This window comes from Mucilaginibacter sp. R-33, from assembly GCF_049949235.1.
Taxonomy (GTDB): domain Bacteria; phylum Bacteroidota; class Bacteroidia; order Sphingobacteriales; family Sphingobacteriaceae; genus Mucilaginibacter.
Window position 1 is genome coordinate 2,096,733 of the sequence record NZ_CP188089.1, and the last position, 18,216, is coordinate 2,114,948.

8 protein-coding genes are annotated in these 18,216 nt (G+C 41.5%); 2 read left to right on the forward strand and 6 right to left on the reverse strand.

The window, feature by feature from the left end:
- Positions 1–177: 177 nt before the first annotated feature.
- The gene (gene treF / locus ACP26M_RS09025) at positions 178–1,770 is read left to right on the forward strand and encodes an alpha,alpha-trehalase TreF (RefSeq protein ID WP_426588102.1); all 1,593 of its coding nucleotides are present in this window, start codon (positions 178–180) and stop codon (positions 1,768–1,770) included.
- Positions 1,771–1,900: 130 nt separating this feature from the next.
- On the opposite strand, the gene ACP26M_RS09030 is transcribed toward treF, so the two are convergent.
- Together ACP26M_RS09030 and ACP26M_RS09035 are read right to left on the reverse strand one after the other, a co-directional pair.
- Positions 1,901–3,940 (reverse strand): glycoside hydrolase family 65 protein, encoded by a 2,040-nt coding sequence (locus tag ACP26M_RS09030; protein ID WP_426588104.1) that lies wholly within the window; start codon positions 3,938–3,940, stop codon positions 1,901–1,903.
- A 30-nt stretch (positions 3,941–3,970) separates the two neighbouring features.
- Positions 3,971–5,299, reverse strand: coding sequence for a vanadium-dependent haloperoxidase (locus ACP26M_RS09035; RefSeq protein WP_426588106.1), 1,329 nt, complete (start codon positions 5,297–5,299; stop codon positions 3,971–3,973).
- Between the two features lie 242 nt (positions 5,300–5,541).
- Between ACP26M_RS09035 and ACP26M_RS09040 the strand changes: the two genes are divergently transcribed.
- Positions 5,542–6,471 (forward strand): hypothetical protein, encoded by a 930-nt coding sequence (locus ACP26M_RS09040; protein ID WP_426588108.1) that lies wholly within the window; start codon positions 5,542–5,544, stop codon positions 6,469–6,471.
- Positions 6,472–6,477: 6 nt separating this feature from the next.
- On the opposite strand, the gene ACP26M_RS09045 is transcribed toward ACP26M_RS09040, so the two are convergent.
- The 4 genes from ACP26M_RS09045 to ACP26M_RS09060 all read right to left on the reverse strand — a co-directional run bounded on the left by ACP26M_RS09045 (position 6,478) and on the right by ACP26M_RS09060 (position 17,775).
- A complete protein-coding gene (locus tag ACP26M_RS09045; RefSeq protein ID WP_426588110.1) occupies positions 6,478–9,825 on the reverse strand; it encodes an FG-GAP repeat domain-containing protein in 3,348 nt (1,115 codons plus the stop codon).
- Complete coding sequence (locus ACP26M_RS09050; RefSeq protein ID WP_426588112.1) at positions 9,812–13,114, reverse strand: VCBS repeat-containing protein; 3,303 nt, start codon at positions 13,112–13,114, stop codon at positions 9,812–9,814. Before ACP26M_RS09050 ends, ACP26M_RS09045 begins: the two co-directional genes overlap by 14 nt.
- A gap of 70 nt (positions 13,115–13,184) precedes the next feature.
- A complete protein-coding gene (locus ACP26M_RS09055) occupies positions 13,185–14,723 on the reverse strand; it encodes a RagB/SusD family nutrient uptake outer membrane protein (protein WP_426588114.1) in 1,539 nt (512 codons plus the stop codon).
- A 10-nt stretch (positions 14,724–14,733) separates the two neighbouring features.
- Positions 14,734–17,775, reverse strand: a complete 3,042-nt coding sequence (locus ACP26M_RS09060; RefSeq protein WP_426588116.1) for a SusC/RagA family TonB-linked outer membrane protein — start codon at positions 17,773–17,775, stop codon at positions 14,734–14,736.
- Positions 17,776–18,216 lie beyond the last annotated feature (441 nt).

Sequence of the window (18,216 nt, forward strand, 5' to 3'; positions counted from 1 at the left end):
GTATATTTTGTTTTATAATTGGCCTATGCCCTGATATCTATTATTTCTCTGCGGTAATATCGCACAAAAAACCTTGAAAACAAACCAAATACCAGTTATATTCTTTTCAAAAATAGTAAATTTATGGTCTGTTATAAACCAGTTACCCATCCTGCAGCAGGGTATAATTTTAGGCCGATGAGAAAACTTTTTTTACTCGCATTTTTATTCTTTGTACTTAATGCAAAATCACAAACACTTACACCCCGGCAACAATTTCCAGGGTTGTTTGAGGCGGTTCAAACTTCAACCATTTTCCCTGATAACAAAACTTTTGTCGACGCAACACCCAAACAGGATCCAGCACTGATCATGAAAGCTTATAACGAACAGAAAGATCAGCCGGGGTTTAACCTGCAGACATTTGTATTGGCCAATTTTAACGTACCTGTATCCCACAACAATTTTCAAACAGATATATCTGCAGGTATCCGCAAACATATTGATACTTTGTGGCAGGTATTACAACGCCGTCCGGATGAAACAAAACCTTTTTCATCAACCCTGGCGCTGCCTAACCCTTACATTGTACCTGGTGGCAGGTTCAGGGAAATTTACTATTGGGACTCTTATTTTACGATGCTGGGTTTACAGGAAAGTCACCAGGTTAAAGTGATCCGTAACATGGTTGAAAACTTTGCTTACCTCATTGATAAATATGGCTTTATACCCAATGGCAACCGAAGTTATTATCTTACCCGTTCGCAACCACCATTTTTTGCTATGATGGTAAACCTGTTGGCAAAAATTGAGGGAGAGAAAGTATTGGTACATTTCAGGCCGCAATTAATCAAAGAATATGAATATTGGATGTATGGTTGGGAAGCTGTACAAGCCAATCAGGCTACACACCGGATTGTACGAATGCCGGATGGGCAGATATTGAACCGCTATTGGGACGAAAGTGATGAACCCCGCGAAGAATCGTATATAAAAGATGTTGATGCCGCCAAAGAAAGCAAACAACCGGCAGCGCAATTTTACCGCAACGTACGGGCGGCTGCGGCTTCGGGTTGGGATTTCAGCACCCGTTGGTTTGATGCTTCGGGAAAACTGCCAGCTATACAAACCATTGATATTATCCCCGTAGATTTGAACTGTCTTTTGTATAATTTGGAAATGACAATCGCCCGCAGTCTGAACCAGGGTCAGAATGCCAAACTTGCTAAAATGTATCTAAAACGAGCCCGTGACCGTAAGATTGCTATCCTGAGATATTGCTGGAACCAGAAAACAGGCTGGTTTGATGATTACAACTGGCAGCTGAAACAACAATCTGCCGTGGAAACACTTGCCGGTGAGTTCCCTCTCGAATTTAAAATTGCCAGTGATGAGCAAGCCCGCCTTGTAGCCGACGGGCTTAAAAATAATTTCCTGAAACCCGGCGGGCTGGTTACTACCCTCAACTTTTCCGGCCAGCAGTGGGATGCCCCCAATGGCTGGGCCCCACTGCAATACATAGCTATAGACGGCCTTGAAAAGTACAATTACAATACGCTGGCTAAAGAAATAGCCACCCGCTGGCTCAAACTTAACATCCGGGTGTTCAAACAAACAGGCAAATTGCTTGAAAAGTATAACGTGGTTGATACCCAATTGACAGCAGGCGGCGGCGAATACCCGCTTCAGGATGGTTTCGGCTGGACGAATGGGGTACTGCTGCATTTAGTTAACAGGTATCATATCGATACTCAGCAGTTAGAAAAGGCACCTGCAGAAGTTCAGAACTAACTACCTGGTAAAAGTAGTTTCAGAAGCCAGACTTACGAAGTTTTAAAAACTTTGTAAGTCTTCCAATCGCCAATTCGTTCTCTCTAGTGCAGGAGATTAAAAGGGCATAATGTATAAAGTTATAAAGCAGTTACTTTATTGTATAAGTAGCCTTATTCATCCCCACACCTGTAATTTTCAATGATTTCCAGTTAACAGGCAACTTGCTTTTAACTTGCACTATACCGGTCGGTGTAATATCCAAACCACCAAAACCCATCAGCAAGCTTTGAATAATGCCACCTGCACCTGTAGCAAAATACGGATTGGTCCCGCCTTTTGTTTCGGCAATTATCCGGAATGGCGGGTTGAGATTAGGTTCGTAAGCATCCTTAAAAAAGTGAAATGCCTTATCGCCATTGCCCAACCGCGAGTATAATAAAGCAAAAACGGCCTGGGTCATGGCAGGAGTACCTTCGTTAGGTACACGGGTTTCATAATATTCAAGGTCTTTTTTTATTTGTGCCGGATCGATTATTGTTTTAAGCGGATAAGCCAACAAGTTAACATCAGCCTGTTTAATTCCTTCACCTTTGTAAGAAGCATGTTCGCTGGTAACGCCGTTATCCAACTTCAGGATCGGGATGTTTTGAGCAACATTTACCCAATCGGCATCGGCCTTTTCTCCCAGGATTTTGGCAGCAGCGGTAGCATTTAGCAAGTTGGCTTTTGCTGCGGCGTTGGTGAAAGCATTGTTGTCAATATTCTCGGCCCATTCATCTGCCGCAACTACGTTTTTAATATCGTAATGACCGGGCCCATTGCGTTCAACTCTGCTTGCCCAAAAATCGGCAGTGGCTGAAAGTATCGGCCAGCCTTTTTCTTTTAACCATTGCTTATTCTGGGTTACGCAATAGTAATTCCACGCGGCCAGCGCTACATCCGCAGTAATGTGGTGCTCAAAGGGACCGCTCAATGCCCAAACCGGTGTTTCCTCTACCCCGCTGTCAGCGCTTTCCCAGGGGAACATCGCTCCTTTATAACCATGCGAAAAAGCATTTTTACGCGCGGCATCCAATCGTTCAAACCGGTATTCAACCATTGATTTGGCAATGTCGGGGTGTAAAATCAGCATAGCCGGATACATCCAAACATCACAATCCCAAAAAACGTGGCCATTGTAACCCAACCCTGAAAGTCCCATAGGTGAGGGTGAGTATGCTGTACCAGCCCTCGAGAATGAATATAAATGATATAACATGCTGTGAACATCCTGCTGTGACTGCTCATCACCCTCAATTTGGATATCGCTAGTCCACAGGTCATCCCAAGCCTTGTTATGAAATTTAATTAGCCTATCCCGACCTTCCAGTTTGGCAAAAATGGTGAGTCGTTCGGCTTCATTCAGCGGGTCGGCATGGTGGGCTGAAGTTATAGACGAACCAGTTACCGCATAATTATAAGTTTGCCCTGCAGCTATCGCTTTGCTAAACTTCATAAGGTGCATGTTGTTGTCCCACATTTCATGAATAATGCGCGGCTCTTGTCCATGCGGTTCACTGAATAAGAACGAAGTAGATGCACATAACTGCATTTTATCTGTAGGGCTCTTTGCCGTTGAGGTAAGCAAACTAATGGTTACATGCGGTCTGTCGATTTCATTATAATAATTCTGCACTTCTTTAAGCGCATCGGGCGCTTCCATTACACAGGCCGAAGTAATGTTGATAGCCTGTTTCGCTGTTACCGAAACGTCTATCAAAACGGTAAAGGGCAGTTGACGGAGTGAGTAATAAGTATATTTTACGGTCGCTTTATCGGCATAGTCAAAAGTAGTAGTGAAGGCGGCGCGTTGCATATCCAGTTCCTGCTTAAAATTGCTGATACTTTTGGCATCGATGCGCCTGCCATCTATTTCAAGGTACATATTAAGCAGGTTAAAGCTGTTCAGGAAATTGCTTACCCGTCCCCTGCCGTACAGATCATAGGCGCCGGCCAGTACTACATTTTTAACCTTGAAAGGCTCCGGTGCTGATACTATCCCAATCATCCCGTTGGCTACGGTAATTCCGTAATAGTTTGCGGGATCAATTTTGTCGGCTTTAATTTTCCATGGATCGATGCTTTGCGCCTCAGACACAACCGGTACCAGCAAAGCAAAAAGGAAACTAAATTTAAATATCTTATTCAAAATAACTATCTAAGTAAAATAATTAAAATACTACTTAACCTTTAATTGTAGCTTTTTTACCACCAGTTGCCCAATCTCGGCGCCTTGTTTATTGCCAACAATACAGGCATTTTTAAAATGGATCCCTCCCATTACCCTTGACATTCCTGCCGATTTCGCGGCCGCCCGAAATGATTTAAAAGAAAGCGGATCGATCCCAAACTCCATTTCTGACGAATCTGTATAGGCAAAATTATCACCAATCCTATTGGTAAGTACTTCGGCCGCGGCTGCGGAAATTACGGCATGGCCGCTACTATATTCCGGAAATGGAGGCGTTTGAATATATGGGCGCCATTCGGCATCCATATATTTGGTAATTATGGTTTCGGGGCGAACGTAATTTGAGCGGTATTTAAGGTACCAGCAATTAATAAAGCCGTCAAACAGGGCAATGGCAGTTTCGGTATAAACGCTTACTGTGGTTCCAAAATCAAACTTTTTACTTCTTGTACCGATTGCAGTAATATTCATCCAGTGCCCCCCTGGGGAAAATTTCTTGGTTGCAAACGATGCATGGCCAACTACATTAAGTTTAAAAGCATTATCGTCCCAAAAATCTGCCTGGTGTTTCTCTTCTTTGGTTAAGCTGTCAACTATTTGTTTTACCTCAAGCGCTTGTTTATAAAACGGACTATTATGGTCTTTAACATTGAAGGCCGGTGGGTCGGGCGGTATAAATTGGGCTGTGGAATCCAGCACCATGGGCCTGATCTCACCCCAATGGGCCTCAAGGGCCTGCGCGTACATGGGCGGCGTAGGAATCCAACGACCATCCAGCTGTTTTACCGTGTATTTACTTGCCGACCGGGTTTGGGCATAGTGATCACCTTTGCTCCACTTCAATATAAATTTGGCGACTTTATCAGCGTAGTTTACAGAGCCCTCAAACAAAGCCGACGGCATACCTGCATCTTTGGCCTTCTTTTTAAGCTCATCAACATACTGATCCATGCTACCTTCCGGAAATGTTACCGCGTTGCCAACTGTGCAAAAGGCAAGCAACGAAGCAAACTGGTAATCAACAGCAGTATCTTTTGATGCTTTGGGTACGGCCGGTAAGTGTTTGATTTGCCCGGCTAAAGATCTAAAATGCTCAGGATCGCCGGAAGCTATAACTTCATATGCCGCTATATTAGCATATACATAATTACGGGAAGCTGTAACCGGCGGAAAGTTATTTTCCAGTACAATATCATTAAGTTTTTTTACGGTTATACGATAAAGTTCGGGATCGTGGAGTACTTTTTTATAGTAGGGCTTTTTACAGGATGCGAATAAAAATAATACACCGGCAAGGCAAAATAAAAAGGATCTCATAAATTATAAATAGGTTAAAAACCGGGTGGAGATATCGGAAAAAAGCCGCCCGCTTTTTGATTGATCAACAGCCAATATAGGCTTTTTTTAGTATGTTACTGCATATTTTTGTTAGTTTTTTAGGCTGGTCGGGTACTTTTTTTATTTAATCAAACGGCGACATGTTTTATAACAAAATACACCTGTTAATCCATCTGATATTATTAAATTTATCCCCCCGGTATCCGTCTTTTATAAACTAAATGAAGAAGATCTTTTTTATTGTACTCACCATTATCGTAATTATTGCAGCAGCGTATATTTTGCTCCCCGAAAAACCTGTTATAGCACAGGACCTGTCAATTGATACCTCCGATGTTATTGCCGGAAAATTCCTGACCACAGAAAGTGGATGGAATAAATGGTGGCCCGGCACCAAAACCGGGTACAGGCAATACAATTTTAAAGGTACAAAGATCGGTATCGATAAAATGACCAATAGCAGTACCTATCTTAAATTGAAAAAAGATAACCTGACCTTTAGCGGCAAAATAAGCTATTTTGCCGACGCCGAAGGTTCTGTCAAATTTAAATGGGATGCTGTTGATGAGAATAACACCCAATTTTTATCACGGATAACTAATTATTTCAAAACCAAAGATGTCGAAAACCGGGTTGCGGAAATTTTACTAAACCTTAAACATTTCCTTGAGGATGAAAGAAACGCATATGGCTATAGGATCTACTTAAACCATGCCAAAGACACAGTTTTGCTCGCTTCAGCTAATACATATCCGGAATATCCTTCATTGCAAGCTATTTATAGCACCATTAAAACCCTGCAAGAACAGGCCGTCGGCCAAGGGGCTAAACAAACAAACTTCCCCATGCTTAACGTTACCCAAACGGATGAACATGAATACCAGGTAAATGTTGCCCTGCCAATCAACAAAACGATCACTCCTTTTCAAAAAACAAGTATAAACAACATACCTAAGGGGGGGAATTTATTGGTGGCCGATGTACGTGGCGGACAAAATACGGTTAACAATGCCCTGGCGCAAGTGAAGATATACCTGAAAGATCATAGGTTGATATCACCTGCCATGCCGTTTCAATCGCTTGTTACCAATAGACTGGCACAAAAGGACACCTCAAAATGGATAACTAAAATATATTATCCGATACTATAACCGTGATTATTTACTTAATAACATTACCCGGCCATCATAGGTAACCGCAAGGTAAGTATTCAGGTTAGTTGCTGTTTTCACTGGCACCAGATAATTGACTTCCTGTGAGTTGATTGCACCGTTAACATAGTATGTCGGCGGATCAAATTGCTTTTGCTCTTTGTTGTAGTGTAAGCCAGCCAGGCCGAGTGCATCGTACTTTCCTTCATAGGGAACAACACCCCAAAAGTTTCCGTTCAACAATATGTCGCCATTGTTATATTTTAGCATCGATTTAATTGGAGCCTGCTGATAAAGAAATGGCAGTGCAGTAATCGAAGCAGAATGCAATACATCGCTCACAAAAATACTATTGAACTGGTTCACACTTAAACGATCATTGTCATCCAGTTTGTCCTTAAATACCTCAGTGGTGGTTTTGTCAGCCATTTTTTGATAACTAAGCCATTCTTTTTTGAGATATGGAAGTTCCTGCTCCAAATCATTTTTGGGACGAAAAGGGAAATAGAGACCTTTATAAAAATATGATAATATCAAATCGTTTTTACCATCCTTGTCCAAATCGGTATTATAGGCATACAGCGGCTGATCAGCAGTAACATTATATTTGTTATTCAATCCCCAATTACCGGCAATAAGGTCGGCCTTGCCGTCGCCATCCATATCGCTTATTATAGCCGACTGCCACCAGCCCTTTTCCTTATCCAAAACCGGTGATGAAAAACGATTTAATTTTTTTCCATCATTCAGGAAAATGTAAACGGGCTGCCACTCGGCTGTAATCAGCAGATCGGGCTTGCCATTATGATCGATATCAGCAGTTGTTATACTAGTGACATATTGCAGGTTCGTGATTTGATTATAAGCCTTGTCGTGACTTATTTCAAACTTTCCAGTGCCTTTATTAATCAATATTGAGGAAGGAACAGTCGCTGTATAATCCTTAAATGAAACGGCGCTGGTAAATAAAATATCGTTCAGCCCATCTCCGTTAAAATCAAACAGCGTAATTTTTGCTGCCTGGTAATTAAGCTTTGGTAAACGCTGATATTCAAACTGGAAATTGCCCTTATTGAGATATAACCGTGGCTGTACCAATTTCTCTGTTTCCTGGAAAGGATGGTTAGCACTGATCACGATCAGATCGGGCCTACCATCGTTATTTACATCAGCCCATGCAGCCTGCTCATCCGCAGCATATTTATCCTGATCAAATAGTGACACTTTAACTTTGGTAAATCCCCCCGATTTATCACCTGCAAGTATGTATTTTTCTTCGTCGGCTATACCTCCTACATAAATATCATCAATGCCATCATTATTGGCATCAGCTACAGCAACTGCGGGGGTGTGCTGTAAATAGGTGTGCGGCAAAAGCGAATAATAATTAAAGTCGGGAGTGTCGAAAGTTTTAACGTTGGCTAAAAGCTTTGCTTGTATAGATTTGCTGTCAAACTGCTTCCTATCGCTGATGAAAGCTCCAATAGCCTCAGCTATAGGTTTACTATTTTCAACTGCTTGAGGGTTATATCTTAAAGTAGTTTTCTGACCGAGCCTAAAATCATTGACCACTTCATAGCTATTGTCTGGCCAAACAACTAACAACGATTCTGGTTTATCGTCAGGGGCAAATGTGAAAAGCAACTCGTTATTCAAATTACTTTCGTACGCGTTGCTGGTTTGTATTTCCTGGTGATCGAGATGATGCTTTGACTTAAGGAAAAATTTAGTACCGATGCCATCACGGTTTAAAAGGTTATATTTTACAGTGTATTTAAGATAGCCCGGCTTGCTTTCTTTGCGGCCCTCCATTGTGGTATTATTATAGATATATGCCGGCTCATCCATATTGTTGGTCACAATATCCAAATCACCATCATTATCTAAATCAACGGCAACAGATCCTGCCGATATAGATGCCCGCTGCATATCGTTGCCGTTAGAAACATCTGTAAATTTCAATTTATCCTCACCGTGATAAAAGTAATTATGTACGCCGCCTTCAGGCATTCTGTTGATCTTGTCCTTGTCAAAAACGCGATTTTGTTTATATGCCTGCATAACCATAGGGTCACCAAGGTATTTCAGGTAATCCATATCGTTGAGACGGCGTTTAATACCGTTGGAGAAGAACATATCTTTCTTTCCGTCCATATCAAAATCCTGCACCAGTGGCGACCATGTCCAATCTGTAGCAGAATTCCCGCCGTACAAGCTCAGGTCGACAAACTTATTGCCGTTGCCTACGTTCAACTGCATACAATTTTTTGAATATTGATAGTAATACCCGGCGTTAACTTCCTGGTTATAAATATCCAAAGGTTCGTCGTTGATGGTCGATCGTAACACCTTCATCTCTTCCGGAAGCATGTCGGTACTAAGCACATCCAAATGGCCGTCCTGGTTGATATCACTGATAGTGTTCCCCATTGAAAAAAGACTGGTATGTCCGAACGCACTTTTTAACTCTTCCTTAAATATGCCGTTATGCTGGTTGACGTAGTAATAGTCCTGCTCAAAAAAGTCGTTACTTATATAAAGGTCATCCCAGCCATCGTTATTCAAATCACCTACACTTACACCTAAGCCGTAACCAATCGGCGCCGAATAAATACCTGAACCCGCCGTTACATCGGTAAAGTGACCATTGTCATTCCTGAAAAGATGATCGCCGGCATCATGGCTGTATTTAAACCTTTGGGTTGAATCTCCATAGGTATCATTGCTATGAACTGATGACGTAAGCAGGAACATATCCAGGTCACCATCCTTATCATAATCAAAAAAAGAAGCCTGGGTAGAAAGTCCTGCAAAATCAAGCCCGTATTTGGCCGCGCTTTCGGTGAAAGTTAAATTACCGTTATTGATGTAAAGCTGATTTTTACCTTTAAAGGTTTTATAACCTGACACCACACTTACGTAGATATCTTTAAATCCATCGCCATTGATATCAACTACAGTTACACCGGTTTTCCAATTCCCGGTACCTGCAACGCCCGCTTTATCGGTGATGTCTTCAAACTTCATCCTTCCTTTGTTAAGGTAAAGTTTATCACGACCCTGGTTTGATACGAAATAAAGATCGGGCAAGCCGTCGTTATTAAAATCAGCGGTAGCTACGCCGGCGCCGTTGTAGAAATACAGATAATCTAATACATTAACCGAATCGGATACTATGTTCCTGTTTTCGAAGGTTACTCCCGTTTCATTAGCTGGGAGTAATTTAAATACACCTTCTCCGGCCTTTTGGGGTTTACAAGAAGACAAGCCGATCACACCAATACAAAGAAGAATAAAGAAATATCTAAGAATATATTTGGCAAGCAGCATTAAATCGATGTTAACGTAGTTCATAAGCTTTAAGCGGTTCATCATTAATGCCAAACAGGTAATAATTTTTACCGGATGCATTTCTTATACCTAACGATGAGCGTACCTGCCCGTTTAAATTGAGGCCCGTTTTGGCAGCAGGAAAATAAGCAAACCCATTTTTTGTATATTGATAAACAAGCCCCCGATTAGCATCAAGCCGGCCAACTTCGGGTTTAAAGCCGTAAAAGTTGCCTCCTAAGATGATCTTCACAGCTCCGGTATTATCAAAATCTGCACACAAAATAGTATTTATCATAGATAACTGTGCATCAGCAGGCAGTGGTTTACAAATAAATTTTCCGCCTTTATTAAAAAATACAGCCGAAGCCAGGAAATTCATTTGGTGCTTTTCGGCGCCCTCAAGCATATCAGCAGGAAATACCTCGTCAAATGGTTTGCCCGCATAGTCAATATAGCGCAGAAAACGCTTTTTGAAAATTGGCATCTGGCCTACTAAATCCGGCTTCATATGAAAAACATAGTTTACTCCATCACTTTTATACATGGAAGTTACACATTCTTTTGTGCCATTATTATCAAAATCCTTTACAAAAATTTCCATCGGCTGCTTAAACGAAGCCCTGAATTTTGAGTTAAGGCCGATGTTTCCACCTATAATATCAAGAGTGCCATCGCCATCCACATCAGCAATTTCAAGACTGCTCCACCAACCTTTGTAATTGGCCAATTGTTTATCTTCAGCAAATTTCCCTTTGTTGTTTTTGAAGATCTTAATCCCCATCCAATCACCGGCAATTATCAAATCGGGGGAACCGTTATGATCAATATCAGCCCATTGGGCTGCTGTTACCATACCGAGCCTTGTATCCGTGCCCAATACCAATTTTGACACATCGGTAAAATGCCCGTTACCTTCATTATGAAAAACAAATGATTGCGGCGAACATCCGTAAAGCCCGGGCACACTTCTGCCCCCAACAAAAAGATCGGCCTTGCCATCGCCATCATAATCGGCCGAAATAATGACCGAGGCATTAACAGTTGCATGGAGTGTTCTCTCAGGGTCCCTATGAAAATTCCCTTTGCCGTCATTCACAAAAAAACGCGGATTATACACTGGTGTTTCGGCTTCATCCGCATTACCTCCTACTCCTATAATCAGGTCCTGGTCGCCATCGCCATCAAAATCGCCAAAAACAGCTCCGGCATTTTCCAGGTATTCCTGCTTTTTAAAATCTTCGGGAATGGTTTGTTTAAACCTGCCGTCCTTTTGTTGGATATAGATACTGGCAAAGCTGTTTTTTGAACTTCCGAAATAAAAATCAGTCAGCCCGTCGCCATTAACATCACCAGTAGTCATATACGGATTTTCTGTCGATAGCATCTGGAGCATCAGGCGCTCGTTGTCGAAATCGATAAAATCATCCTCCTTATGCTTAGGAATGCTGTCAAATATTGATTTGGTAACATCGGCAAATAGTGTTTTAACAGCAGGCTTTGTCCAGTTATATTTCAAGGCGGCATCGGTTTGCTTAACTGTGTAAACTTTATCCGCGTTTACGTTCTTTAGCAATTGATAAGTATTACCCGGCCAAATCACCTGGACAGAATCAATAGATTTGTATTTACCTATACCTATTGTAAGTAAATTGGGCGATGTGCAACTTTGAAAACCACGTGTAGGCTGATTATAATAAATTAGCGAACTGCCCTTCATAAACGCTTTTACCGTAGTACCTATTCCAAAAGTATTCAGGCCTGTCCCTTTTAATTTTATTTGAATGTGGTGGTTCCCATTTTTTTCGGCATTATTTTTAAAGATAGAAACGGGAGCATTCTCATTATTTATAATCAGGTCATTATCCCCATCATTATCCAGATCGGCATATGACGAGCCATTACTAAACCCAGGCTTATCCAAACCAAAATCAGTTGATTTATTGGTAAAAGTAAGGTTGTGATTGTTCAGATAGGCATAGTTAGACAAAGGCGATGAAGCCATTTTATCAGTAAAATCTTTATAATCAAATTTCTTCCGGCCTTCGGCTATTTTGGCCATGTTATCGCGATTGCCCAAAAACTCGATATAATCCTGATCCGTCAGGTCTTTATAAATACCGTTTGATACAAAAATATCTTTCCAACCATCGTTATCCATATCAAACATCAGCGCCCCCCAGCTCCAATCCGTTGCAGCTACGCCCGAATAGAAAGCGGTTTCGGAGAACGTACCATCGCTATTACGCACCTGCAGGCAGTTTTGCATGTATTGGTTATAATAGCCATCGCGCTGCTTGGCTTTGATCACATCATACGATTCAAACGAGGTCATTTTTTTTAATCGCTGATCGCCTTCAGGCAGCATCTCTGTAGTAAAAATATCATACTGCCCATCGTTATTGATATCGGCAATATCCGATCCCATTGAGGCCAGGCTCAAGTGCCCGGTTTCATTTTGAATATCTTCTTTAAAAGTTCCGTCTTTTTGGTTGATATAAAGATAATCGCGTTCAAAAAAATCATTGGAGACATAGATATCAGGATATCCATCCTGGTTGATATCGGCGACAGAAACGCCTAAACCGAAACCTATATCACTTGAATATATGCCCGCTTCTTTGGTTACGTTAGTAAAATGGCCGCCATCATTGCGATAAAGACGGGCACCACCCAACTCATCAACAACGGCACGCAGATTTTTACTAAAATCAAACGACTCTATGGGCCTGAAAGAATTATTTAGTACAAAGCAGTCCAGATCGCCGTCATTATCATAGTCGAAAAAAATGGCCTGGGTGGATAATCCATTATCTACCAGGCCATACTTTTGGGCTTCTTCTTTAAACGTACCATCGTGCTGATTAATAAATAGTTCATTACCCTTTTCGTTGCCGCGAGCATTACCGCTGTGGCAAACGTAAATATCAAGCCAGCCGTCGCCATTAATATCAACCATAGTAGCCCCGGTGCTCCAGTATTTAGTACCCTTAACCCCTGCCTTATCGGCTATATTTTCAAATTTCCAATTTCCCTTATTTATATAAAGTTGATTGCCGCCCATGTTTGATGTCAGATAAACATCATTCAGGCCATCATTATTGACATCGCCAATGGCAACCCCGCCTCCATTGTAATAATTACGAAAGGTAAACACATTGGTACGATCCTGGTCATTGAGCTGATTAGCGAAATTGATGCCGATGGCTTCATTATTTTGCTCGGTAAACAGGGTTTGTTTATCCGCCCCATTACAGGCGCAAAAAATAGTAAGGATCAAGATAAGCAGAAACAGGGGTATTTTTGGTTGCATATACTTTGCGAAAAAACAAACGTAGCGGAAATTTCCGCTACGTTCCTTTCAATCAAATAAATCTCAATTATTAATAACCTGGATTTTGTTTAAGATTAGGGTTAGTATCAACCGCACGCTGAGGAATTGGATAAATTGTTTTGCTTTTATCTGTTTTGGCCGGGCGCTGATCAACCGGATCGTTAAATTTCTCAAAGCGGATCAGGTCATTCCTTCTCCAGCCTTCCCAGTAAAGCTCACGGCCTCTTTCGGCAAGCATGGCGGTCAGATCAACTGTTGCCATGGCAGTAGCACCACGTGGAACGCGGACAGAGTTAACAAGCTGCAGGGCTGTTTGACCCAATGGGTCGGTCCCCCCACGCAGAATGGCTTCGGCTTTTTCAAGCACCACGTCAGCGTAACGCAAAATCACATAGTCATTAGATGTATTATCATCGTTAACTGTGTTATCAGCTTTTGGTTGAGGGAAATATTTAAATACCCTAATCCCTTGAGCTTCGGTTGAAAAGTTAAGGTTAACATCCGGTGTAAAAATGAGAGGCTTGCCACTACGTTGTGTTAAAGCTTTGTGACCAGGGCCATATTGTTGTCCCACAGCAAAGCCTGCCCTTAAACCAACTTTATCAGTTAATCCCGGATAATCTACTCCACGGCGTTCGTCGGTAGCTTCAAATGAGTTATAAAAATCGGCCAGTGTGGTAAAACCGTTCCAACCATCCGGAGTTTGGTTATAATGAAGGCCCATCCTCCAGCGGTTTTTGGCAGGTGCAGGAGAAGACGTAGCTGTATTGTAGAAGCCAAATATGTTTCCATGTGATTGTTCTGAGTTATCCCATGCAAAATCCTGGAAATATTTGCCGGCCGGCTCCAAAGTATATCCTGCCGCAGTAACCTTGTTGGCATATTCTATCACTTTATCCATATCTGCCTTAGCAAATGTAAACGGACCACCAACTGTGGTTGCGGCATAAACCGCCCTGTTTAGATAAACTTTTGCTAACAGTGCCTGAGCTGCCGCTTTATTAGCAACACCAATATTTGCGGTAGTGGCTGCCAGGTTAGCTTCGGCAAATTCCAAATCTTTGATGATGAAATCAGTTGCTTCTGCCCGTTTCATAACTGTAGGAATGGATGAGGTTGGCGCATCAGGATCACGCATTGGTTGCTGTCCGTACAAATCAACCACCTGGAACATAAAGTAGGCTCGTAAAAAGCTTGCCTGTGCTTTGATATTGTTATCGGTTGCCTTTGAGATTACCTGTGTTGCACGGAATACACCAATATTTAGCTGGTCCCAGGTATCATTTACCTGGTTGTGGGTAGGTGTCCAGGTATGAGTGTGCAATTTACGCCATGTACCAAAATCGCCCCAGTCAGTACCGCGGGTAGGACCCATCATTTCATCCGTTGGATGTTCCTGTAGGGCATATGTATTGGCTTGATCAGTTTGTCCATATAATTGTGTGTAAACACCATTCAATTCGGCCGATCCGGCATTGTTACCATATAACGATTTCGATCCGTAAAGTTTTTCATCCAGTTTTGCACAACCGGCTGCGGTTATCAGAACTAAGCTACAAAGAGCTGCTCGTGATGTTATATTTTTCATTTTCATGTTATTAAAAGCCTGCGTTTAAACCTAAAGTGAATATACGGGCTTTGGGGTAAGAAGTATAGTCGATACCCTTTGAAGCCACGTCATTACGTTGTTTATCTGTGTTAATTTCCGGATCCAAACCAGAGTAACCGGTGATCAGGAATAAATTCTGCCCTGTAAATGATACCCTTAAAGTTTTTATCGCCTTAGATTTAAGCGGGAAGGTATACCCTAAGGTGGCATTGCTTAATCTTAAAAAATCACCTTTTTCAAGAAAACGGGTTGATACCTCACCAGAGTTAAGCGGGTTTTCATTGGTTGCTGCTACTTCTTTTGTTACGTTACGACCACTAACAAGGTTGCCTTTGTAAAAGAATGCGTTTGCGGTGTTGTTGTAAATATAGAAGCCTGTAGCGGCATTTAGGAAGAAGCTTAAGCTCCAGTTTTTATAATTAAAGTTATTGGTTAAGCTAGCAGTGAATTTAGGGTTAGGGCTTCCTTGCAGTGAAGAAACATCGACACCCTGAGGATAGATACTAAAGCCATTTGCGTCAAGCCCTTTATAATTCGGAACGTTGAAGGTATATAGCGGGACGCCGTTGGTAATTAATTGCGAATAAGCGCCAGAAAGGCCTTGTCCGTCGATATTACCCGTAACAATATAATTTTTGAAGTTTTTAAGCGTATTGCTTATAAAAGTCATGTTGTAAGCAACATCCCAATTAAAGTCCTTGCTCTGTATAGCAGCAAGGTTTAATCCTACTTCGACACCTTTATTGATTACGTCACCGTCCAGGTTTTTATAAATTCTCGAAGAAAACGTTGGCTGCGCAATATCCTGGAAGAAAAGCAAATCTTTAATTGATTTGTTGAAATAATCAACCGAACCCGTTAATCGTCCCTTTATGATTGAGAAATCGAGACCTGCCCCATAAGTGGTGTTAGTTTGCCATTTCAAATCGGGATTAGCCTGGTATAACGGAGCAACTGCATTACCTGGAAAATCCTGTAATTGCTGCACAGGTAATGAAGCGTACGCAGGAATTTCCTGGTTACCGGTTTTACCATAGTTTAACCTAAGGCTCAGATCATCAAATAAACCATCTTTAGGCATGAAGCTTTCATTGGTTATACGCCATTTTACAGCCAAAGCCGGGAAGTTACCATATTTATGGTTAGCCCCAAAGCGTGATGAACCGTCCCTTCTAATTGTACCAGTAATAATGTAACGGTCTTTATAAGAGTAATTTACACGAGCAAAGTATGATTGTAGTTTATAGCTCGAGCTATCGCCAACCGGATAAGGAAGATGAGTTTTAAAATCATCATAATTTTTAACTAATACACCGGCAGTTGATGTGCCGAAACCAAATTCGTTACGGTTAAAGTTTTTGAAAGTCTGGTATGAATAACCGGCCAAAGCTGTAAGCGAGCTTCCATCCTTCCACTTCTTGTCATAGTTTAAGGTATGTTCGGTTGTGTAATTTGTTAACTCATTATGTGTAAGGATAGCAGTACCATTACCTGTTGGCGACGGGAAGTTTATCTGCCTGATACCAATAGCATCTGTATAGCCAACAATTTTAGGATCATAAAAAGTCTTTCTTAATCCCCTTGATATATCAGCTCCAAAATTGCCCTTATATGAAAGACCTTCAAATAACTTCAAGGTAAGTGTAAGGTTATTCAAAAACCTGTTTATATTATCCCTGTCATCTATCTGATTTAATAATGATACCGGGTTCCTGAAACTGTTACCGTTAGGGTAACCAGCATCGTTATAGCCGTTAAGGTTAAAATATCTTCCTTGTGAGTCAAATACCGGGGCCGTTGGGTTTAGCTGTATAGCTGCACCCACTAAACTTCCGTTAAAACCGGCATTATTAGTAATCGGGGCATACTGGTTTTTAACATTTGAATAGGTTGACTGGAGATCTAACTTGATCCTATCGTTTAAAAATGATTTGGAAGCATTAATACGTCCGTTTAAACGTTTAAGGCCTGAATTTTTCACGATGCCCTGCTGGTCGTCATAGCCAAAGGAGGCACGGTAACTTGCAGTATTATCTTTGCTTGCGCCACCCAGGCTTAAGTTATAGTTCTGCGATATCGGACTGCGGAATATCTGTTTTTGCCAGTCGGTATTGGCACCATAATCAATACCTCCATCAGCTACCGGACCCGCATTAGCACCAACTGCAGCTACTGCTTTCAAAAACGCATCCCTGCCAAGTACGTCATAACGCTTTGCAGTGCTTGAAACACTTGTATTTGATGAAAATTGGATACCCTGACCTTTACGCCCTTTACGAGTGGTTATCAAAATTACACCATTAGCACCACGTGAACCATAAATAGCAGCCGAGGACGCATCTTTTAACACAGAAATGTTTTCAATATCAGCAGGGTTCAAGAAAGCCAGCGGGTTGCGTGCAGATGAGCTACCTGCTCCAACACCATAACCACTGCTTGTACCTCCACCGTTATCCAATGGAACACCATCAACTACATAAAGCGGGCCATCGCCTGAACGAATAGAACCAGCACCACGTATTGCGATTGTAGCCCCAGCACCCGGTTCGCCGCTTGATGGTGTAACCTGTACGCCCGAAATACGGCCCTGAAGTAATTGATCAGGAGTTGAAATAACGCCTTTGTTAAAATCTTTTGTGCTCAATGAGGCTACCGAACCCGTTGCATCTTTAACTTTTTGAGTACCGTAACCGATAACTACAACTTCGTTCAGCGCACGATTCGCTTCTTCCATCTGCACATCAACAGAAGTCCGACCGTTTAATGGAATAGTTGCGTTCAGGAAACCAACATAAGTAAAAGTAAGACTTGGGGTATTTGCCGGAACGGAAATTTTGTACGATCCGTCTGTTGCTGTTATGGCGCCACCCTGGGCACCTACAGCAGTTACTACCGATACTCCTATTAAAGGGGAGCCATCTTTTTTGTCGGTTACTTTACCTGTTATTATCTTATTTTGGGCCATAGCAGGCTCCATCAAAAAGAGAAAAACAGCAAAGAAACATACGTTGAGTAAATGTTTAATTTGCATAAAACTTGAGATTTAGTTGAAATTGGTTGTTGTTTGGGTTTAGTTTTTAATCCGTAAAAAGAGATCCCGAACATTTATACGAAATCATGCTAATATGGTTTCGGGTTTATCATAATAAATAATACCGAAGTATACGCACACAGGTCATGCAAACATCGCCCGTACCGGCAGGTTAGCAGGGGAGCACAGGAAAAGGTTAACAATGACTGATCGTTTAAAAATGTAATGGTTTACAATTATTACAGGTTAAATTCTGATGCAATTTACTTATAAATAAACTCAGAAAAAGACTTGTCCGGTGCGGTAAAGGTAAAAAGAGTCCATTTTAATAATTTTATAATTTTTTTCGATGTTTTTTAAATTCAATGCATTGAAAAACAAATAGTTATAAAAAAAATAGCGACGAAAAATATAATGTTTTTTTAATCATTTATAATACTT

Excerpts from the sequence above, each read along its gene's own strand:
- treF (WP_426588102.1), top strand. The coding sequence starts at position 178 with ATGAGAAAACTTTTTTTACTCGCATTTTTATTCTTTGTACTTAATGCA.
- ACP26M_RS09035 (WP_426588106.1), bottom strand. The coding sequence starts at position 5,299 with ATGAGATCCTTTTTATTTTGCCTTGCCGGTGTATTATTTTTATTCGCA.
- ACP26M_RS09040 (WP_426588108.1), top strand. The coding sequence starts at position 5,542 with ATGAAGAAGATCTTTTTTATTGTACTCACCATTATCGTAATTATTGCA.
- ACP26M_RS09045 (WP_426588110.1), bottom strand. The coding sequence starts at position 9,825 with ATGAACTACGTTAACATCGATTTAATGCTGCTTGCCAAATATATTCTT.
- ACP26M_RS09050 (WP_426588112.1), bottom strand. The coding sequence starts at position 13,114 with ATGCAACCAAAAATACCCCTGTTTCTGCTTATCTTGATCCTTACTATT.
- ACP26M_RS09055 (WP_426588114.1), bottom strand. The coding sequence starts at position 14,723 with ATGAAAAATATAACATCACGAGCAGCTCTTTGTAGCTTAGTTCTGATA.
- ACP26M_RS09060 (WP_426588116.1), bottom strand. The coding sequence starts at position 17,775 with ATGCAAATTAAACATTTACTCAACGTATGTTTCTTTGCTGTTTTTCTC.